Below are 19,545 nucleotides of genomic sequence, written 5' to 3'. Positions count from 1 at the left end.
AATGAGTGGCCATTCGAGTTACCAGCCGTCCACCGGCGTCGAGAAGTGGATTGATGCGCGCCTGCCGCTGCCGCGTCTGATGTATGACAGCTTTGTCGCCTATCCGGTTCCCCGCAACCTGAACTATGCCTATACCTTCGGTGGCATGCTGACGGTCATGCTGATCGTGCAGATCCTGACCGGTGTCGTGCTCGCCATGCACTATGCCGCTGAAACGACCGTCGCCTTCAACTCGGTCGAGAAGATCATGCGCGACGTCAACAACGGTTGGCTGCTGCGCTACATGCATGCCAACGGCGCGTCGTTCTTCTTCATTGCCGTCTATCTGCACATCGCCCGTGGTCTCTACTACGGTTCCTACAAGGCGCCGCGCGAAATCCTCTGGATCCTCGGCGTGGTGATCTTCCTTCTGATGATGGCAACTGCCTTTATGGGCTATGTTCTGCCCTGGGGTCAGATGTCCTTCTGGGGTGCGACCGTCATCACCGGCTTCTTCACCGCCTTCCCGTTTGTCGGTGAAACCATCCAGCAGTTCCTGCTCGGCGGCTTTGCGGTCGACAATCCGACGCTGAACCGCTTCTTCGCGCTGCATTACCTGCTGCCGTTCATGATCGCCGGCGTCGTCATCCTGCACGTCTGGGCGCTGCATGTCACCGGTCAGACCAACCCGACAGGCGTCGAAGTCAAGTCGAAGACCGATACCGTTCCCTTCACGCCCTATGCGACGCTGAAGGATGCGCTCGGCCTCTCGGTCTTCCTGCTGGTCTTCGCCTACTTCATCTTCTACATGCCGAACTATCTCGGTCACCCGGACAACTACATCCCGGCAGACTCGCTGAAGACCCCGGCCCACATCGTTCCGGAATGGTACTTCCTGCCCTTCTACGCGATGCTGCGCGCGATTACCTTCAACGTCGGCCCGATCGACTCGAAGCTCGGCGGCGTTCTGGTGATGTTCGGCGCGATCATCGTCCTGTTCTTCCTGCCCTGGCTGGACACGTCGAAGGTTCGTTCGGCCGTCTACCGTCCGTGGTACAAGCTGTTCTTCTGGATCTTCGCGGCCAATGCCCTGCTGCTCGGTTGGCTCGGCGCCATGCCGGCGGAAGGCATCTACGTCATCCTGTCGCAGGCCGGTACCGCCTACTACTTCGGCTTCTTCCTCGTGATCATGCCGCTGCTCGGACTGTTCGAGACGCCACGGCGCATCCCGAACTCGATCACCGAAGCGGTTCTCGAAAAGAGCGGCAAGTCCGCCGCCGCACAAGCCTGAGCACGTGAGAGGACGATAACAATGAAAAAGCTTGTCACGAGCATCGCTCTGATCGCAGCCATGGCCGGTTTTTCCGGCCAGGCGATTGCGGCAGAAGGCGGCGATCTGGCCGAAATGACCCATCATGCCGCGCAGACGGGTCACTATCCGATCCTGAAGCCCGAGCAGATGGACTGGTCCTTTGCCGGCCCCTTCGGCAAGTATGACAAGGGCCAGCTTCAGCGCGGCCTAAAGGTCTACACCGAAGTCTGCGCCGCCTGTCACTCGATGAGCCTGGTTGCCTTCCGCACGCTGGAAGACCTTGGCTACTCGGAAGCCCAGGTGAAGGCATTTGCGGCGAATTACGAAGTCGAAGACGGTCCGAATGCAGACGGTGATATGTTCACCCGCACGGCGGTCGCCTCCGACCACTTCCCGTCGCCCTTCCCGAACAAGGAAGCGGCTGCGGCTGCAAACGGTGGTGCTGCTCCGCCGGACTTCTCGCTGATCGCGAAGGCGCGCGGCGTGACCCGCGGCTTCCCGACCTTCGTCTTCGACATCTTCACCCAGTATCAGCAGGGTGGCCCTGACTACATCCACGCTCTGCTGACGGGCTACCAGGATCCGCCGGAAGGTGTTGAGGTTGCCGAAGGCACCTACTTCAACCCCTACTTCATCGCCGGCCAGTCGCTTGCGATGGCGCCGCCGATCTCCGACGGCCAGGTGACCTATGACGACGGTGCGCCGGAAACGATGGAGCAGTATTCGCTCGACGTCTCCGCCTTCCTGATGTGGGCCGCCGAGCCGCATCTCGAAGACCGCAAGCGCATGGGCTTCATGGTCATGATCTTCCTCGCGATCTTCACCGCGCTGATCTACCTGACGAAGAAGTCGGTCTACGCGAACAAGGAACATTGATCCTTCCGGGATCACGTTTCACGGAAAAGGCGGTCTTCGGACCGCCTTTTTTATTGGGGGGCAATGCCAATCTTGGTAAGGTCCCGCGCAAATCCCTCCCGTCACTCTCCGGATGCCATATGACCAAGATCGCCCACGAACTCGCCGCAGCCATCCGCTCCATTCCAGACTATCCCAAGCCCGGGATCATCTTCCGCGACATCACCACGCTGCTCGGCGACGCCCGGGCGTTTCGGCGGGCGGTGGACGAGTTGGTGCAGCCTTATGTCGGGCTCAAGGTCGACAAGATTGCCGGCATGGAGGCTCGCGGCTTCATCCTGGGCGGTGCTGTCGCCCACCAGCTCTCGGCCGGCTTCGTGCCGATCCGCAAGAAGGGCAAGCTGCCGCACGAGACGGTGCGCATCGCCTACAGCCTGGAATACGGCGTCGACGAGATGGAAATCCATATGGATGCGGTGAAACCGGGCGAGAAGGTCATCCTGGTGGACGATCTCATCGCGACCGGCGGCACGGCCGTCGGTGCGGTGCAACTGCTGCGCCAGATCGGCGCCGATGTCGTGTCGGCCTGTTTCGTCATCGACCTGCCGGAGCTTGGTGGCCGCAAGAAGCTCGAGGCGCTCGGCGTCGAGGTGCGGACACTAGTAGAATTCGAGGGGCACTGAGCCCATCGCTGGTGCCTCAAGCGGCCAGCGCTTTGGCGATATCGCCGGCAAGCTCCGACGGGGCCGTGCGCGGCGAATAGCGGGCGATCGGCTTGCCGTCACGCCCGACGAGGAATTTGGCGAAGTTCCAGCCGATGTCCTGGCCCTGTTCGGCACCGGGTGTCGCTTCCTTGAGATAGGCGTAAAGCGGGTGGGTGCCCTCGCCATTCACCTCGATCTTTGAGAACAGCGGGAAGGTGACGGCGAACTGGGTTTCGCAGAAGAGGGCGATTTCCTTCTCCGTGCCTGGCTCCTGGCCGGCGAACTGGTTGCAGGGGAAGCCGAGGACCACTAGGTCGGGATGGACCTTGTAGAGGGCTTCCAGGCCCTCGTATTGCGGGGTCAGGCCGCAGGCGCTCGCCGTGTTGACGATCAAGAGCACCTTGCCGGCATAGTCGGCCAGATTTCGCTCGCTGCCGTCGATGGCGGTCATGGTGAAATCGTGGACGGTCATTCGGCTTGCTCCTCATCGGGGAAGAATTCGATCAGATTGCTCTTGAAGCGCAGCACTGTTTCGCCGTGCTGATTGACGCCTTCGGAGAGGGCGGAGTTCAGCATATAGCGGCGCTTGCCGTTGACCGTGCGACTGTCGATCGGCGTCATGAAGAAGGTGATGGTGTCGCCCACATAGACGGGCTTCAACCATTGCAGTTCGGAAAAGCCGGGCGAGGGGCCGATCCTTGGGGGCTCCAGTCCCTCGGCCTTCAGCCGTTTCATCTCGCGGCCGATAAAGCCGATGAAGCTCTTCATCCAGTTGGCGCAGGTGTGCCAGCCGGAGGCGCAGAGCGCGCCGAAGACGTAATCCTTCGCCGCCTCCGGATCGACGTGGAAGGGCTGCGGGTCAAATTTTTGGGCGAAACGGATGATGTCCTCGGCGGTGAAGGTGACCGAGCCGAGTTCGAGCCGGGTGCCGGCGGGATAGAGATCGAACATCTTCATGTGGGGACCTCCGCGCTCTCGCGCCGGCGGACCATGACCGCATTGCGCGCCTTCAACACCAGTTCGCCGCGCTGGTTGTGGAGCTCATGGCCGAAGGTGACGATGCCGAGATGCGGGCGGGAGCGCATGAGCCTTGCTTCCTCCACGACCGATTCCCCCGACAAGGTGTCACCGGCGAGCACGGGCTTGCGCCATTGCATGAACTCGATGCCGGGAGCGCCTTCGGAGGCGGCTTTCAGGACATAGGCATCAATCATCAGGCGCATGAAGAGGCTGGACGTGTGCCAGCCGGAGGCGGAGAGGCCCCCGAGAATGCTTGCCTTGCCGGCTTCTTCCGAGAGATGCATGGGCTGCGGGTCAAATTCGCGGGCGAATTCGATGATCTCCTCAGCGGTCACGAGACGCGGCCCGAGCGCAAAGCTTCGGCCCTCCGTGAAGTCCTCGTAGTGAAGCCTTTCATCCTGCATGCGGTCTGTTCTCCAATGCCTTCCCAGTCGCTATGGTCATATGCGGGAATCGTGAGGTGGTCCATGGCAGGTTGGGCAGATCAGGCCGGCTTTCTGGGTGGCATTGATGCCGAAGCGCGGCGAGAGCTCGAGGCGCTGAAGCCGGTGCATGTGCCCGTTCGCAGCACGCTGTTTCGCCCGGGCGATTCGGCGCAGAGCTTCGTCATCCTCTTGTCCGGCCGGATCGGCGTTTATCTGACGGGTCGCAACGGACGGGAACTGCTGCTCTATTCGGTGACGCCCGGCGAGACCTGCGTGCAGACGACGCTCGGTGTGCTCGGCGGTGCGCCCTATTCGGGCGAGGCGGTGGCCGAGAGCGACCTCGTGGCGGTCATGGTGCCGCCTGCCATCTTCGAGACCCTGATGGCGGAGTCGACCGCTTTTCGCAGTTTTGTCTTCAAGGCCTTTGCCGACCGGCTGGGCGATCTGATGTTCGTACTGGAGCAGGTGGCCTTCGTGAAGGTCGAGCAGCGGCTGGCGCATGCGCTTCTCGCGCGGGCAGACCAGGAGGAGCATGTCGCCCTCACGCACCACGACCTCTCAGTCATCATAGGGACAGCGCGCGAGGTGGTGTCGCGGCGGCTCGAGGCTCTTGCCTCCAAGGGCGTGGTGGCCAATGAGCGCGGGCAGATCCGCATCATCAATCGCGCCGAGCTTGCCCGCATGGCGCGCGCTGCAGAGGGTTAAGACTTTGCAAAGCCCGTGACTAAGTCACCGACGCTGAGGCAATGGCGCGCTAGTCTCATTCCATCGTCAAACCAAACGGAGGGAAAATCATGTTTGCCAAGAATGTCGGCGGTCTCGACCGCATCCTCAGGATCGTTGCCGGTCTCGTGCTGCTCTCGCTCTTCTTCCTCTATCCGGATGCCTCGTGGCGCTACTTCACGCTGATCGGCGTCGTGCCGCTTCTGACGGGCCTCATGTCGAGCTGCCCGCTCTATTCGATCATGGGTCTGTCAACCTGCCCGGTGAAGCGGGCCTGACGCTTCCTACCTCCCTGAAACAACAAAAAAGGCCGCGAGGGGATCGCGGCCTTTCGTTGTTCTGATCGTCGCGCTTCAAGTGTTGAAGCGGAAGTGGATGACGTCGCCGTCCTGGACGACATATTCCTTGCCTTCATCGCGGCCCTTGCCGGCTTCCTTGGCGCCGACTTCGCCCTTGTAGGCGATGTAGTCGTCATAGGAGATGGTGAAAGCGCGGATGAAGCCGCGTTCGAAATCGGTGTGGATGACGCCGGCGGCAGCAGGCGCCTTGGTGCCGCGGACGATGGTCCAGGCACGGCATTCCTTCGGACCGACGGTGAAATAGGTGATGAGATCCAGCAGCTGGTAACCTGCACGGATCAGGCGATCGAGACCCGCTTCGTCGAGGCCAAGCGCCGACAAGAATTCGGTCGCTTCCTCTTCCGGCAGCTGGGCGACTTCGGCTTCGATCGCAGCCGAGATGACGACGCATTCGGCGCCCTGTTCGGCAGCCATCTTGGCAACAGCTTCGGTATGCTTGTTGCCGGTCGCAGCGTCGCCCTCGGTGACGTTGCAAACGTAAAGTACCGGATGCGAAGTGAGGAGGTTGAGGCCCTTGAGGACTTCGATCTCGTCGGCCGGCATTGTTTTCAGGAGGACGCGGGCCGGCTTGCCTTCGTTCAGAAGCTTGATGACGGCTTCCATCACCGGCAGCTGGGCTGCGGCTTCCTTGTCCTTGCCGGTGGCGCGCTTGCGGGCCTGTTCGACGCGGCGCTCGAGGCTTTCGAGGTCGGCGAGCATCAGCTCGGTCTCGATCGTGTCGGCGTCACCCACCGGATCGATCTTGCCTTCGACATGGGTGATGTCGTCGTCTTCGAAGCAGCGCAGCACGTGAACCACGGCGTCGACTTCGCGGATGTTGGCGAGGAACTTGTTGCCGAGGCCTTCGCCCTTCGAGGCGCCGCGCACGAGGCCAGCGATGTCAACGAAGGAGATGCGGGTCGGGATGATTTCCTTGGAGCCGGCGATGTCGGCCAGCTTCTTCATGCGCGGATCGGGAACGGCCACTTCACCGGTATTCGGCTCGATCGTGCAGAAGGGATAATTGGCTGCCTGGGCGGCCGCCGTCTTGGTCAGCGCGTTGAAGAGTGTGGACTTGCCGACATTCGGCAGCCCGACGATACCGCATTTGAAGCCCATGGCTCTATATACCTGCTCGGGATGGATTTTCGTTGCCCACGCCTATGGGGTATAGGAGGGGCATGGTCAAGTGTTGCGGGCCTTTGAGGCCTGAAGTTGCCGGAGGAATGATGGCGAAGGATACGGTACTGACGCCGAAGACGGTGACCAAGCCAAAGGTGGAGAAGCCGAGGCTCTATAAGGTGCTTCTGCACAATGACGACTATACGCCGCGCGAATTCGTGACGATCGTCTTGAAGGTCGTGTTCCGGATGAGCGAGGAGACGGGTTACCGCGTGATGATGACAGCGCACAAGTTCGGGTCGGCAGTCGTCGTGGTCTGCACGCGCGAGATTGCCGAGACGAAGGTGACGGAAGCGATGGACCTTGCCAAGGAGGCGGGCATGCCGCTGTTGTTTACGGCAGAACCGGAGGAGTGAGGCGGATGGCAGATCAGCATCTGAAGGCAACCGACTGGATGATGGTTCGGCAGATGATGAATGCAGCCATCGACTTCTGCGAGAAGGTCGAGGCCTCCGGTTGCCGCGAGAGTGATCGTGCGGCGACGACTATCGCCAATGGCCAGGCCGTCAGCGTTCAGGATGTGCTGACGAGCGCATGGACTTATCCGGAAGCCATGCGCTACGCCATCATTCGCCAGCGTCATGAAAGCGATGACGATCTCGCCTTTGTCCGGGACACCGCCAGAATTCTGACCGCGATGGCAGCGGCCTGCGCAGAACTCTGCGGCTCAAAGGCGGGGACTGCCGAAGCGGCTGGTGTGGCTAAGATGCTCCGTTGGTTTGAGGCGCATGCCGGCGAGACCCTCACTGCCGCGTTGGCAACGCGGTCGCAAAAACAATGAGCAATACGCTGATCAGATTGCCTGTTCCTCAGGGATCCGCGCGATCACCTTGATCTCGAAATCGAAGCCAGCGAGCCAGTTGACGCCGATAGCCGTCCAGTTCGGATAGGGCGGGGCGGGGAAGATCTCGGCCTTGACCGCCATGATCGTCGCGAACTGATTTTCAGGGTCGGTGTGGAAGCTGGTGACGTCAACAAGGTCAGCGAAGCTGCAGCCGGCGGCGGCCAGTATGGCTTCGAGATTGGCGAAGGCGCGGCGCACCTGGGCCTCGAAGTCCGGTTCGGGCGTGCCATCCTCGCGGCTTCCGACCTGGCCGGAGACGAAGAGGAGGTCACCGGAGCGGATGGCAGCGGAATAGCCATGCGCCTCGTAAAGGGCGTGGCGGTTTGCGGGGAAGACGGGTTCTGGCTTGGTCATGGGTATCTTTCGGGCATGCGGCATCGTTCCGCCCGAGAGGTCGGTCGGTGAAATGCCGCTTGGCTGCAGGCTGAAGATTTCATATACGTTGCGTATGTAGGGTTACTCGCATACGAGACGTATGTCAAATTCATATACGCAATGTATGTGAAATCAGGATAGTGGTGTGAAGCGCACACGATCAGAAAGCATGGCGGAAAATCGCGGCAAGTTGATTGCCGCGGCACGCAAGGCCTTTGCCGACAAGGGCTATGCGGATGCCTCCATGGATGCGCTCACCGCAGAGGCCGGGCTGACGCGGGGCGCTCTTTACCACAATTTCGGCGACAAGCGGGGCCTGTTCGCCGCCGTGGTCGATCAGATCGATACGGAAATGGCAGGGAGGGCGAAGCGGCATGCCGCGGCGGCCGGCGAGGGGTGGGATGCGCTGCTCGCTGAGGGGGCCGCCTATATCGAGATGGCGCTTGATCCGGAGGTGCAGCGGATCGTGCTGCTCGATGGGCCGGCCGTGCTCGGAGACCCCTCGCAATGGCCGAGCCAGAATTCCTGTCTGCAGGTGACGCGCGAGGCGATCGAAGCGCTGATGGGGCAGGGTGTATTGAAGCCAGTCGACGCCGAAGCGGCCGCCCGGCTGATCAGCGGCGCAGCACTCAATGCCGCCATGTGGATTGCCGCGAGCGCAGAGCCCGAAAGTGTCTTGCCAAAAGCGCAGGAGGCGTTTCGGGCATTGGTCGAAGGGCTTCTGGCGCGGTGATGGGCAGCGTGAAAGACAGGTGAGGCGGCTACCTTACTTGCCCTTGGGCGACTTTACGCCGAGCGCTTCGGCGCTGATCCAGAATACCGCGTCTTCCTCTTCCGTCGTCTCGACCCAGAGGAAGTCCAGATCCGGAAACTCGGCTTCGAGGATATCCCGGCCACGGCCGATTTCGCAGAGCATGCCACCGCCCGGGTTCAAATGCTTCGGGGCTTCTGTGAGCAGCGTGCGGACGAGGTCGAGGCCGTCTTCGCCGCCGTCATGGGCCATGGCGGGTTCGGCGCGGTATTCGGCCGGGAAGGCGTCCATCGCCTCGTGGTCGACATAGGGCGGGTTGGTGATGATGAGGTCGAACTTGCGGCCTCCGAGCGGCGTGAAGAGGTCGCCCTGGTGCAGCGTCAGTTGGTCCTCGAGGCCATAGGCCTGGCGGTTCTTTTCGGCGACCTCAAGCGCATCGGCAGAGAGGTCGACTGCATCGACTGATGCCAGCGGGAAGAAACGCGTGGCGAGGATCGCCAGGCAGCCGGAGCCGGTGCAGATGTCGACCACGCTTTCGACCGCGAAGGGATCGGGCAGGAAGGTCGAGCCGAATTCACCGCCATATTCGTTGAACAGGATCTCGCCGATATGCGAGCGCGGCACGATTACGCGCTCATCGACGAAAAAGCGCAGGCCCTGGATATAGGAACGGCCGGTGAGATAGGCAGACGGCTTGCGGGTGGTGACACGCGTTTCGATGCGTTCGGCCAGCAGGCGGCGTTCTGCGGGCAGGAGCTTCGCATCGAGGAAGGGGTCGAGCGTGTCGATCGGCAGGTCGAGGCTGTCGAGCACGAGGAAGGCGGCGTCGTCGACGGCTGTGTGCGTGCCGTGGCCGTAGCTGAGTTCTGCGGCGTTGAAGCGGGAGATGGCATAACGCCAGTAGTCGCGCAGGGTGACGAGGTCGGTGGTGATGTCGTGGCTCATGGCGTTATCCGGTCGTTTGCGCGGCTATCGGTTAAGGGCGAGGCGGGGCGCCCGGGATGGTGCGGTCAGTCGCCCTTGGGGCCGAACAGCTTCTTCAGCATCTCGGCCATGGGGCCGCTCTCGGGAAGCTTCTTCGGCTGGTTGAAATTGCGGGCCTGGTGGATGTGGGACTGGGCGGGTTTGGGTGCTTTGGGGGCCTTGGCCGGTTTTTCGTCCTCGGCCTTAGCCCCGGTTGCGAGCGCCAGCTTGTTCATCAGCTGCGAATCTTCGCCACGCACCAGCATCTCGGCATTGTCGGCGAGCGCCTCGAGCAGCGGATCGAGCCATTCGGCGTCCACCTTGGCGAAGTCGCCGAGCACGTGGTTGTGAACCTTGGACTTGTCGCCGGGATGGCCGATTCCGAGACGCAGACGGCGGTAGTTCAGACCGCAATGGGCATCGAGCGACTTGATGCCGTTGTGGCCGCCATGGCCGCCGCCGGTCTTGATGCGGGCCTTGCCGGGCAGGAGGTCGAGCTCGTCATAGATGGCGACAATGTCTTCGGGGCCGAGCTTGTAAAAGCGCATGGCCTCGCCGACGCTTTCGCCCGAGAGGTTCATGAAGGTCTGCGGCTTGATCAGCATGACCTTTTCGCCGGCGAGCGTGCCTTCCGAAATCTCGGCCTTGAACTTCTTCGCCCATGGCGAAAAGCCATGGCGGCGCTGGATCGCGTCAACCGCCATGAAGCCGATATTGTGCCGGTTCTTCTGGTACTGCGCACCGGGATTGCCGAGGCCGGCCAGGATGATCATCGCCGAGGCTCCGTCTTGAATTCCTTTGCCTTTCCCGACAGCGAAACGGCGCGAAAGTCAAGACTGATGTCGGCCGGCTCAGGGTTTGGCGGCGACCTGACCGAAACTCGAATAGCGCAGATCGTAGGTCTCGAAGATCTCCGCCTGGGTACCGTCGGCGATCAACTTGTCGAGTGCGCCCTGCATGCGGGCAAGCAGATCGGCGGGAAAGTTGACGTTGCAGGCGATGGCGAATTTCTGTTCGGAGAAGACGAACTGGGCTTCGAGGTCGATGCCCTTCTCCAGCAATTCGATGTAATGCTGCTCGGAGATTGGCATCAGGTCGATGCGTTTGCTCTCCAGCTTCTTCAGGGTGAGCTTCAGGTCGGTGGCGAGATCGATCTTCGGGAAGCCCTCGTTTTCCAGCAAGGTCTGGGTGTAATCGTTGCGCTGCGTGCCGACGATGTGGCGCTTGGCCTCTTCGATGTCGGCGACCTTGATGCCCGAATTCTTGTGGGAGACCATGAAGTTGCGGCCGACCGCGACCGGCTCCACCCATTTGAAGCGCGTGTCGCGCTCCGGGATATGGGCGGTGGTGAAGACGCAATGCATCGGCTCGCTTTCGGCCAGCGCAATGGCGCGTGCCCAGGGCATCATCTCGATGCTGTACGGATGGTTGATGTCCTTCATCATCAGAAGGACCTGATCGTAACCGGCCCCGCGGATCTCGCTTCCGACCCTGAAATTGTAGGGCGGGTAGTCTTCCGTGGTGAAATGGATGACGTCTGCGGCGGCGACCGGGGCCGCCGCAAGTGAAAGCATGATGGCAAAGACTTTCATTGCGGTTCCCTCTTTCAGTTGATGTCAGCCTGCGGACACCTTCGGCAGATTGGCCGGGGCGGACAGGGCGAGTTCGATCAGCTTCGGCAGCGGCTGCGGACGGGCGAAGTGGTAGCCCTGGCCGTAGTCGACGCCGAACTCTTCCAGGATGCGGCGCTGTTCATCCGTCTCGATGCCTTCTGCGACGACGGTGCATTCCATCTTGTGGGAGATGGCGGTGATGCCTTCGACGAGCATGCGGCTCTTGTGGCGCAGTTCTGGTTCGTCCTCGGTCAGCGATCGGATGAAGGACTGGTCGATCTTCACGATGTCGACGGGGAAGCGGTTGAGATAGCTCAGAGATGAATAGCCGGTGCCGAAATCGTCGAGCGCGAGACGATAGCCGTAGCGGCTGAATTCATCGAGGATGGTGCGGATCTGCGGATTGTCATGCAGCAGCGTCGCTTCGGTGATCTCGATGACGATCCGGCGCGGCGCGATGTCGAAATGGGCGGTGAGGGCTGCCAGCCGTACCGGCAGGGAGGCGTCGAACTGCAGCGGCGAGAAGTTGACGGCGAGATAGGCGTCGTGGTTGCCGGTGGCCGCGCTCAGGCGGGCGAGATTGGAAAGCGCCTTCTCAAGCACATGGCCGCCTAGGCGGCTGATCGCGCCGGTTTCTTCCGCGACGCAGATCATTTCGGCCGGAGGCACGATCCCGCGCTGGGGGTGAACGAGACGCATCAGTGCCTCATAGCCAACTGTCCGGCCACTCTCGACCTCGACGATCGGCTGGAAGAAGGCATCGAACCAGTCTTCCTTCAGACCTTCCTCGATATCGCGCTCGATCTCCGCCCGGCGGCGGGTGTGATCCTGGATCTGCGGGTCGTAGAGCTGTGCGCCGTTCTTGCCGTCGCGTTTCTTGCTGTACATGGCCATGTCGGACTTCTGCAGCAACTCGGCGGCATTGGCCGCATGGCGCGGATAAAGGGCGATGCCGATGCTGGCGCTCAAGCGCACGGTCGAGCCCTCGATCGACATGGGGTCGACAAAGATGTCGCAGAGCGCACGGCTGATCCCGGTCGCCACGTCTTCGATCGCGACACCGCGCAACAGGATGGCAAACTCGTCGCCACCAAGCCTTGCTGCGATCGCACCCTTCGGAAGCTGTTCCTGCATGCGCTCGACGAAGCGGCACAGTACGAGGTCGCCGGCCTGGTGGCCGAGATTGTCGTTGATCCACTTGAAGCGATCGAGATCGACGAAGATGCAGGCGAGCTCTTCGCCCGCAGCGTCGGTGGCCGCGATTTCGCTGTCGAGGGCGGTTTCAAAGCCCTGGCGATTGCGAAGACCGGTCAGATGGTCGGTAATGGCCTGGCGGTGGTTGCGCTCTTCGGACTGCTTGAGCGCGGTGACGTCGGTCATGACCGAAAGGGAGAGGTCTTCCTCGGCGCCCTCGATCTTGCGGTTCGCTTCGGCAATCAGCACGTCCATCACGATGCCGTCGGCGCAGACGAATTGGGTCGTCGCTTCCAGCACGTCGGCGATCGAGCGTGTTTTCTTGCGCTCCAGATAGGCGGCGCGCGCTTCCGGGGGCACCAGTTCGATGAAGCGGCGGCCAACGATCTGCTGGCGCTGGTAGCCGGTGGCGAGTAGCCAGTAGTCGCTGACGCCGGTGATGCGATCTTCTTCATCGAGCGAAAACAGCATGGCCGGAGTGGTGTTGTAGATATCGGTCGCGCGGCGGTGAGCGAGCCGCAACTCGCCTTCTTCCTGCTCGAGCTTGATCTGCATGGCGTTGAAGCTGCGGGCGAGCCGGCCAATCTCGTCATTGGACTGCCAGTCGACATGGTGGCGGGAGCCCAGACGGCGGGTCGCCTCGATGGCGGCGGTGAGCTTGAGAAGCGGCTTCATCACCATCAGACGGTTGCCGATGATGGCCGCGCCGACGACGCCGATGACTGCCAGCATGAAGATGCCGATCAGCATCACCTCTGCCTGGCGCAGCGAGGAGAAGATGTCGATCCGGCTGTAATAGATGGTGATGGTGCCGACCAGCTTGGGACCTTCGACCGCACGGTAGAAGATCTCACGGGTGATCGATTCCAGGCCGTTTTTCGGCCATTTCGGCAGAGCCGGCATGGAGACGGCAATGCCGCCCGAGACGTCCTTGACGTTGACGCGGCTGACGGGGCCGTTCGAGACGATGGTCGCGGTGATCTGTTCGACGCTTTCCTGGTCGAAGTCCCAGAGCGGCTTGGCCAGCGCCTGGGCATTAGCGGCGAGCAGGATGTCGAGGTTCTGCTGCAATTCGTTGGAGGCGCGCTCCGTCGCAAGCGACAGGAACAACGCGAAGAGCGGTACGACGAGGATAAAAATCGTCGTGCCCACGATCGCCAGGAAGCGGCTCTCCACCGAACGGGTCATCAGCGGTCCGCCTCAAGCGGCGCGGGATGATGCGGCATGCTGCTCAATGCTCCCTCACGCAGTAATTGAGAGGGAGCGTTTCACGAAATACTTTAAACTTGCCTAAAGACAAATAGTAGGATTCGAGTCTCTGCTACTGCTGCGCGAAAGCAACAAAAAAGCCCACCCCGCAAAGGGTGGGCTCCATCCATCAAATGGATCTTGAAGATCAGGCTTCAGCCGAACCTTCTTCTTCTTCGGCAACGCCAGCCGCCGGAGCGACGATCGTTGCGATCGTGAAGTCGCGGTCAGCGATGACCGGGGTCACGCCCTTCGGCAGCTTGACGGCCGAAATGTGGATCGCGTCGCCAACCTTCAGGCCGGCGAGGTCAACCGTGATCGCTTCCGGAATGTCGGAAGCCGGGCAGTGCAGTTCAACTTCGTGACGAACGATGTTGAGAACGGCGCCGGTCTTGATGGCGGACTTCTCTTCGTTGACGAAGTGAACCGGAACCTGAACCGAGACCTGGCTGTTTGCCGAGACGCGCAGGAAGTCGACATGCATCGTGAAGTCACGAACGCGGTCGAGCTGGTAGTCCTTCGGCAGAACGCTGATCTTCTTGCCATCGAGTTCGATGGTGGCGACCGTGGTCATGAAACCGCCGGCATGGATGCGCTTGGTGATCTCGTTCGTATTGATCGAGATTGCAATCGGGGCCTGCTTGTCACCATAGATGACAGCGGGGATGAGACCGTTGCGGCGAAGTTCGCGGGAGGACCCCTTACCTACCCGTTCGCGTGCTACGGCCTTGAGCTCGTAAGAAGCGTGGCTCATGGCTTTACCTTTCAAGTTACTGGAGAGCCCTGGCAGCTGTTATGCAATGCCAGAACCGGAGACCGTTGCCGGTCCCATCCACATTGCCTCCAAGGGTGTCTGTGCGGATCGGGCGCCTATAGACCAGATGCGTTGGAATAGCAAGGTTGTGTGCGAGACGCCGCCGCATAACACGCTTGTGATCCGGTTTCTCGCGAACAGCACGAGAAATGGACTTTGGTAACCATGCGCAGTGAGCATTTGGAAATTGACCATTGCTAGGTTTGGCCGTCACATCCAACTGGTCTCAGCCCATGCTCGCCGTTCTATCCTGCATCGCCGTCGATCACGACCCGGTTTCACTGGTTGCTGCCGTCCTGATCTGCGTGCTTGGGTCCCTTCTCACCATGCGGCTGTTCGGTCGTGTTCGCAGCACGCGCGGCGCGGCGCGGGCGAGCTGGATCGCGCTGACCTCCATCATCGGCGGGTCGTCGATCTGGACGACGCATTTCGTCGCGATGATGGGCTATGAGGCAGACGCGCTTGCCGGATACGAGCCAACCGCGACGCTTCTTTCTCTGGTGTTGGCCGTCGTGGTCACGGGGCTCGGGCTCTTCATCGCCGCCGCGACCCAACGCAGCCTTCTGATCGAGGCCGGTGGCGCGATTGTCGGCGCGGGCATCGCTTCGATGCATTATGTCGGCATGTCCGGCTATCAGGTTCAGGCGGATCTGCATTGGAACATGAACTATGTGGGCGCGTCGCTCGTGGCTGCCGGCCTGTTCGGCGCGCTGGCGACGAGCCGGGTCGCGCGTCCGGTCACGAGGTTCTGCCGTTATGGCGGTGGTGTCGCGCTGGTGCTTGCGATCGCGTCGACGCATTTCATCGGCATGACGGCACTGACCGTCGAGCCCAATCTCGGCGCTTCGCTGCCGGTCAACATGCTGCCCGAAAGCGTCATGACCGTGGTCCTGATGTTCGTCACCCTGATGATCCTGTCGATCGGTGCTATGACCTATGTGATCGATCGGCAGTCGAACCGGTCGGCGGTCGAGCGCTATCGGCAACTCTCCCTGCATGATGCGCTGACCGGTCTGCCGAATCGCGCAGCCTTTCTCGAGCGCATGGGGCACCTGATGGATTCCCCCATGGGCCACAACGAGCGCATCTACATGTTCTCCTTCGATCTCGACCGCTTCAAAGAGATCAACGACGTGCACGGGCATGCCGCAGGCGACCACGTGCTGCGGGTCGCGGCCGAGCGGATGACGCGACATCTGCGCCCGGGCGAATTTGTGGCGCGCATCGGTGGCGACGAGTTCCTCGCCGTCAGCACGCGCATGCTCACGGCCGGGGATGCGGAAAACTTCGCCCGGGGGATCGTTTCCGAGCTCAATGCGCCGATGGAGTGGCAGGGGCTGACGCTCTCGGTCGGCACGAGCATCGGTGTGACCGTCTATCCCGATGCTGCGCGTGAGATCGACGATCTTCTGGCGCAGGCCGACATCGCCATGTACAGGGCAAAGTCCGCCGGCTCCAACAACATCTGCTTCTACGACCAGTCCATGGACCAGGCTGCACGGGAGCGGAGTGCGCTCGCAATGGACATGCGAGCCGGTTTTCAGCGCAATGAATTCCAGCTCTATTTCCAGAAGCAGAACGACACGCAGACGGGCGAAGTCGTCGGCTTTGAAGTGCTGTTGCGCTGGGCTCACCCGACACGGGGAATGGTCTCTCCGTCAGAGTTTATTCCGATTGCGGAGCGAACCGGTTTCATCAGCGAACTCGGGGACTGGGTTCTGCTTCAGGCCTGCCTCGAGGCCGTAAAATGGCGCAATCCGCTCAAGATCGCCGTGAATGTCGCGCCAAAGCAGCTGGCCAATTCAGCGCTGCCCGAGCGGGTGCGCGAAATTCTCGATGTATCGGGTCTCGATCCGGCCCGTCTTGAACTGGAGATCACCGAGTCCGGGATCATCGCCGACCAACAACATGCGCTCTTGATCATCCGTCAGCTCAAGGCCGTCGGCGTGAAGATTGCGATGGATGACTACGGCACGGGGTATTCTTCGCTCTCGACGCTGCAGCTCTTCCCGTTCGACAAGATCAAGATCGACCGGGGTTTCATCGACAGTGTCGTGGAGAACCGCCAGTCTGCCGCCATCGTCCGCTCCACGCTCATCCTGGCCCAGAGCCTCGACATCCCCGTGCTGGCAGAAGGCGTCGAGAATGTGGAGCATCTGCGTTTTCTGCAGGAGGAGGGGTGTCAGCAAGTTCAGGGGTTCCTGTATGGCAAGCCGCAGCCGCTTTCGGAACTGCAGGACATCGTCAATCCCCGGATGACGTCGCCGTCGAATGCAGATGCATTGAAATCCGACGGGGCTGCCGATCTGGCGGCCTGAGCGCCGGAAGATAGAGGTGGCGCAAGTGTCGCAGATTTGCGTCATTCCTGACGACGAAATCTTGTGTGGTCATTTGCCGCTTAGATGAGCGATTGCCTCCGGTGTCGGAAAGCGCATACTGCCACCCGTGCTTTGGGAGGAGCCGATGCGTCAGGACACCAGACATTCCGAACTCGTCTACTTGACGGCACAGAAGGCATCGGCCGCTGTGACCTCTCCGGTCGCGGCTTCCTGGAGCCGCTGCCTCAACCTTTATAACCTGCAACCCGAAGAGGCGCGCAAGCCTGTGCAGGTCGACGCGGCGATGTACCGCGAAGCGCGCGAGCGCATGGAGCGGCTGATCGGCAGCTCCACCGACGAGGTGGACCGGCTTTATCAGCTGGTCGGGAAATCCGGTTGTTGCATCATTCTCGCCGACCAAAACGGCATCGTGGTCGACCGGCGTGGTGCGCCCGGTGACGATGTCGAGTTCCGGGCGCTGGGGCTCTGGCAGCAGACGCTGTGGAGCGAGGCAAGCGTCGGCACCAACGGCATCGGCACGGCGCTTGCCGACGAACGTGCCGTCGTCATTCACCGCGACCAGCACTTCATGAGCGCCAATATCGGTTTGTCTTGCGCGACCGCACCCATTCGCGACCATCTGGGTCGGCTGACGGCGGCGCTCGATGTTTCCACCTGCCGCAACGATGTTTCGGACATGACGCTTGCGGTGCTGTCTCAGGCCGTGCGGGATGCGGCAGCCCGAGTCGAAAGCAATCTCTTCCGCCAGGCGTTTGCCGGCGCGCGGATCGTCGTCGTGCCTCAGGCGAATTCCATGTCTGCATTGATCGCGGTCGACGGCGACGACCTGATCCTTGGTGCGACCAAGGCGGCGCGTCTGGCCCTCAAGATCGATGATGGTCTGATTGCTCAGGGCATGCCGGCCGCAGATGCGCTGCGCGAGACGCGCGGCGAGGCGACCAGCGATCTCGACGATGCCGAGCGGGCTGCATTGCGCCGCGTGCTGTCGCGCACCAATGGCAATGTCTCACAAGCCGCCCAGATGCTCGGCATCAGCCGCGCGACACTGCATCGGAAGATGAAGCGCTTCCAGCTGCACTGACCGGGCGTTATGTGTCGCATTCCTGAAACACTGTGCGCTGCAGCACTGTTTCGCGCCACTATCTACTGACCCGGAACGCAGCAATCATCCTGCCATCGGGACCCGAGGAGGGGTCCTTTCACAGGGAGGATGACAGATGAACATTCAGGTCCAGACCATTGCGGCTTCGCCGTTCAAACTGAAATACGGCAATTTCATCGGTGGCGAGTTCCGCGAGCCGGTCAATGGTCGCTACTTCGAGAACACCACGCCGGTGACCGGAGGCAAGCTCTGCGACGTCGCGCGCTCCGACGAGCATGACATCAATCTCGCACTCGATGCGGCCCATGCCGCCAAGGACAAATGGGGCCGGACGTCAACGACGGAGCGTTCCAACATCCTGATGAAGATCGCGCAGCGGATGGAGGACAATCTCGAACTGCTCGCCCGGGCCGAGACCTGGGACAATGGCAAGCCGCTGCGCGAGACCATGGCGGCCGACATTCCGCTCGCGATCGACCATTTCCGCTATTTCGCGTCATGCATCCGCGCTCAGGAAGGCACGATCGGCGAAGTCGATCACGACACGATCGCCTATCACTTCCATGAGCCGCTCGGGGTCGTCGGGCAGATCATTCCCTGGAACTTCCCAATCCTGATGGCGGCCTGGAAGATGGCGCCGGCGCTGGCTGCCGGCAACTGCGTGGTCCTGAAGCCGGCCGAGCAGACTCCAGCTTCGATCCTCGTGTGGATCGAACTCGTCGGCGATCTTCTGCCGCCGGGCGTGCTCAACATCGTCAACGGTTTTGGTCTGGAGGCCGGCAAGCCGCTCGCGACCAGCCCGCGCATTGCCAAGATCGCTTTCACCGGCGAGACCTCGACCGGTCGCCTCATCATGCAATATGCCAGCCAGAACCTGATCCCGGTGACGCTGGAGCTCGGCGGCAAGTCGCCGAACATCTTCTTCGAAGACGTGATGCGCGAGGACGACGACTATCTCGACAAGGCGCTCGAAGGCTTTGCGATGTTCGCACTCAATCAGGGCGAGGTCTGCACATGCCCGAGCCGTGCGCTGGTGCATGAGAAGATCTACGATCGTTTCATGGAAAAGGCACTGAAGCGCGTGGGCGCCATCCGTCAGGGTGACCCGCTCGACATGTCGACGATGATCGGGGCACAGGCGTCCTCCGAGCAGCTGGAAAAGATCCTGTCCTATATGGATATCGGTCGCCAGGAAGGCGCCGAGGTGCTGATCGGCGGCGAGCGCAACACTCTCTCGGGTGAACTTGCCGGCGGTTACTACGTCAAGCCGACGGTGTTCAAGGGCCATAACAAGATGCGCGTCTTCCAAGAGGAGATCTTCGGGCCTGTCGTTTCGGTCACGACCTTCAAGGACGAGGCGGAAGCGCTCGAAATCGCCAACGACACGCTTTATGGCCTCGGTGCCGGCGTATGGAGCCGCGATGCGAATACCTGCTACAACTTCGGCCGTAACATCCAGGCCGGTCGTGTGTGGACCAATTGCTACCATGCCTATCCGGCGCATGCGGCATTCGGCGGCTACAAACAGTCGGGCATCGGTCGCGAGACGCACAAGATGATGCTCGACCACTACCAGCAGACCAAGAACATGCTGGTGAGCTACAGCCCGAAGGCCCTCGGCTTCTTCTAAATCCGCCGATCTTCGTGTCTGGAGGGGCTGCAAACGCTCATGGTCTGCGCTTCCGGTGCTCACGTACTTGAAGTACGCTCCGCTCCGGTTCTCGAACATGACCGTTTTCGCCTCCTCCAGCCAAGAACCTCGAC

The 19,545-nt window shown here is 61.5% G+C and carries 21 protein-coding genes; 11 read left to right on the top strand and 10 right to left on the bottom strand.

Annotated features, from left to right (window positions below; genetic code table 11):
* Position 1 precedes the first annotated feature (1 nt).
* The 3 genes from QWE_RS08075 to QWE_RS08065 all read left to right on the top strand — a co-directional run bounded on the left by QWE_RS08075 (position 2) and on the right by QWE_RS08065 (position 2,829).
* The gene (locus QWE_RS08075) at positions 2-1,270 is read left to right on the top strand and encodes a cytochrome b (protein WP_006725615.1); all 1,269 of its coding nucleotides are present in this window, start codon (positions 2-4) and stop codon (positions 1,268-1,270) included.
* A gap of 21 nt (positions 1,271-1,291) precedes the next feature.
* A complete protein-coding gene (locus tag QWE_RS08070; RefSeq protein ID WP_006725614.1) occupies positions 1,292-2,167 on the top strand; it encodes a cytochrome c1 in 876 nt (291 codons plus the stop codon).
* A gap of 119 nt (positions 2,168-2,286) precedes the next feature.
* The gene (locus tag QWE_RS08065) at positions 2,287-2,829 is read left to right on the top strand and encodes an adenine phosphoribosyltransferase (RefSeq protein ID WP_006725613.1); all 543 of its coding nucleotides are present in this window, start codon (positions 2,287-2,289) and stop codon (positions 2,827-2,829) included.
* A 16-nt stretch (positions 2,830-2,845) separates the two neighbouring features.
* Here QWE_RS08065 and QWE_RS08060 read toward each other — a convergent pair whose 3' ends face one another.
* From QWE_RS08060 to QWE_RS08050, 3 genes are read right to left on the bottom strand one after another with little or no spacing between them, the layout of a single operon-like run.
* Positions 2,846-3,322 carry a glutathione peroxidase gene (locus QWE_RS08060; RefSeq protein WP_006725612.1) on the bottom strand — a complete coding sequence of 159 codons (477 nt, stop codon included), beginning with the start codon at positions 3,320-3,322 and terminating at the stop codon, positions 2,846-2,848.
* On the bottom strand, positions 3,319-3,807 hold the full coding sequence (locus tag QWE_RS08055; protein ID WP_006725611.1) for a MaoC family dehydratase: 489 nt from the start codon (positions 3,805-3,807) through the stop codon (positions 3,319-3,321). The genes QWE_RS08060 and QWE_RS08055 overlap by 4 nt, the downstream gene beginning before the upstream one ends.
* Entirely contained in the window at positions 3,804-4,274 is a 471-nt protein-coding gene (locus QWE_RS08050) for a MaoC family dehydratase (RefSeq protein WP_006725610.1), read from the bottom strand. Before QWE_RS08050 ends, QWE_RS08055 begins: the two co-directional genes overlap by 4 nt.
* Positions 4,275-4,337: 63 nt before the next feature.
* Here QWE_RS08050 and QWE_RS08045 point away from each other — a divergent pair, with 63 nt between their 5' ends.
* Together QWE_RS08045 and QWE_RS08040 are read left to right on the top strand one after the other, a co-directional pair.
* Positions 4,338-5,000, top strand: a complete 663-nt coding sequence (locus tag QWE_RS08045) for a Crp/Fnr family transcriptional regulator (protein ID WP_006725609.1) — start codon at positions 4,338-4,340, stop codon at positions 4,998-5,000.
* An 89-nt stretch (positions 5,001-5,089) separates the two neighbouring features.
* Positions 5,090-5,296, top strand: coding sequence for a YgaP family membrane protein (locus QWE_RS08040; RefSeq protein ID WP_006725608.1), 207 nt, complete (start codon positions 5,090-5,092; stop codon positions 5,294-5,296).
* Positions 5,297-5,371: 75 nt separating this feature from the next.
* Here QWE_RS08040 and ychF read toward each other — a convergent pair whose 3' ends face one another.
* Positions 5,372-6,475 (bottom strand): redox-regulated ATPase YchF, encoded by a 1,104-nt coding sequence (ychF, locus tag QWE_RS08035; protein ID WP_006725607.1) that lies wholly within the window; start codon positions 6,473-6,475, stop codon positions 5,372-5,374.
* Between the two features lie 110 nt (positions 6,476-6,585).
* Between ychF and clpS the strand changes: the two genes are divergently transcribed.
* A complete protein-coding gene (clpS, locus tag QWE_RS08030; protein ID WP_006725606.1) occupies positions 6,586-6,894 on the top strand; it encodes an ATP-dependent Clp protease adapter ClpS in 309 nt (102 codons plus the stop codon).
* Positions 6,895-6,899: 5 nt separating this feature from the next.
* Positions 6,900-7,319, top strand: coding sequence for a hypothetical protein (locus QWE_RS08025; RefSeq protein ID WP_006725605.1), 420 nt, complete (start codon positions 6,900-6,902; stop codon positions 7,317-7,319).
* A gap of 12 nt (positions 7,320-7,331) precedes the next feature.
* On the opposite strand, the gene QWE_RS08020 is transcribed toward QWE_RS08025, so the two are convergent.
* Positions 7,332-7,736, bottom strand: a complete 405-nt coding sequence (locus QWE_RS08020; RefSeq protein ID WP_006725604.1) for a RidA family protein — start codon at positions 7,734-7,736, stop codon at positions 7,332-7,334.
* A gap of 190 nt (positions 7,737-7,926) precedes the next feature.
* Here QWE_RS08020 and QWE_RS08015 point away from each other — a divergent pair, with 190 nt between their 5' ends.
* Complete coding sequence (locus QWE_RS08015; protein ID WP_006725603.1) at positions 7,927-8,490, top strand: TetR/AcrR family transcriptional regulator; 564 nt, start codon at positions 7,927-7,929, stop codon at positions 8,488-8,490.
* A gap of 33 nt (positions 8,491-8,523) precedes the next feature.
* Here the strand turns inward: QWE_RS08015 and prmB are convergent, their stop codons facing one another.
* From prmB to QWE_RS07990, 5 genes are all read right to left on the bottom strand, one after another.
* The gene (gene prmB, locus QWE_RS08010) at positions 8,524-9,453 is read right to left on the bottom strand and encodes a 50S ribosomal protein L3 N(5)-glutamine methyltransferase (protein WP_006725602.1); all 930 of its coding nucleotides are present in this window, start codon (positions 9,451-9,453) and stop codon (positions 8,524-8,526) included.
* Positions 9,454-9,518: 65 nt separating this feature from the next.
* The gene (pth, locus tag QWE_RS08005; RefSeq protein ID WP_006725601.1) at positions 9,519-10,244 is read right to left on the bottom strand and encodes an aminoacyl-tRNA hydrolase; all 726 of its coding nucleotides are present in this window, start codon (positions 10,242-10,244) and stop codon (positions 9,519-9,521) included.
* A 78-nt stretch (positions 10,245-10,322) separates the two neighbouring features.
* Positions 10,323-11,063, bottom strand: a complete 741-nt coding sequence (locus tag QWE_RS08000) for a substrate-binding periplasmic protein (protein ID WP_006725600.1) — start codon at positions 11,061-11,063, stop codon at positions 10,323-10,325.
* 24 nt (positions 11,064-11,087) lie between these two features.
* Positions 11,088-13,466, bottom strand: a complete 2,379-nt coding sequence (locus QWE_RS07995; protein ID WP_006725599.1) for an EAL domain-containing protein — start codon at positions 13,464-13,466, stop codon at positions 11,088-11,090.
* A 208-nt stretch (positions 13,467-13,674) separates the two neighbouring features.
* On the bottom strand, positions 13,675-14,280 hold the full coding sequence (locus QWE_RS07990; protein ID WP_006725598.1) for a 50S ribosomal protein L25/general stress protein Ctc: 606 nt from the start codon (positions 14,278-14,280) through the stop codon (positions 13,675-13,677).
* 293 nt (positions 14,281-14,573) lie between these two features.
* Between QWE_RS07990 and QWE_RS07985 the strand changes: the two genes are divergently transcribed.
* From QWE_RS07985 to adh, 3 genes are all read left to right on the top strand, one after another.
* Positions 14,574-16,658: a putative bifunctional diguanylate cyclase/phosphodiesterase gene (locus QWE_RS07985; protein WP_006725597.1), complete on the top strand. Its 2,085-nt coding sequence runs from the start codon at positions 14,574-14,576 to the stop codon at positions 16,656-16,658.
* A gap of 145 nt (positions 16,659-16,803) precedes the next feature.
* Positions 16,804-17,760: a helix-turn-helix domain-containing protein gene (locus QWE_RS07980; protein WP_006725596.1), complete on the top strand. Its 957-nt coding sequence runs from the start codon at positions 16,804-16,806 to the stop codon at positions 17,758-17,760.
* 136 nt (positions 17,761-17,896) lie between these two features.
* Positions 17,897-19,411, top strand: coding sequence for an aldehyde dehydrogenase (gene adh, locus QWE_RS07975; protein WP_006725595.1), 1,515 nt, complete (start codon positions 17,897-17,899; stop codon positions 19,409-19,411).
* The last annotated feature ends 134 nt before the right edge of the window (positions 19,412-19,545 follow it).

The organism is Agrobacterium albertimagni AOL15 (assembly GCF_000300855.1).
Classification (GTDB): Bacteria; Pseudomonadota; Alphaproteobacteria; order Rhizobiales; family Rhizobiaceae; genus Allorhizobium; species Allorhizobium albertimagni.
The sequence above is the reverse complement of the archived record's forward strand: the minus strand, read 5'-3'. Positions and strand labels throughout refer to the sequence as shown.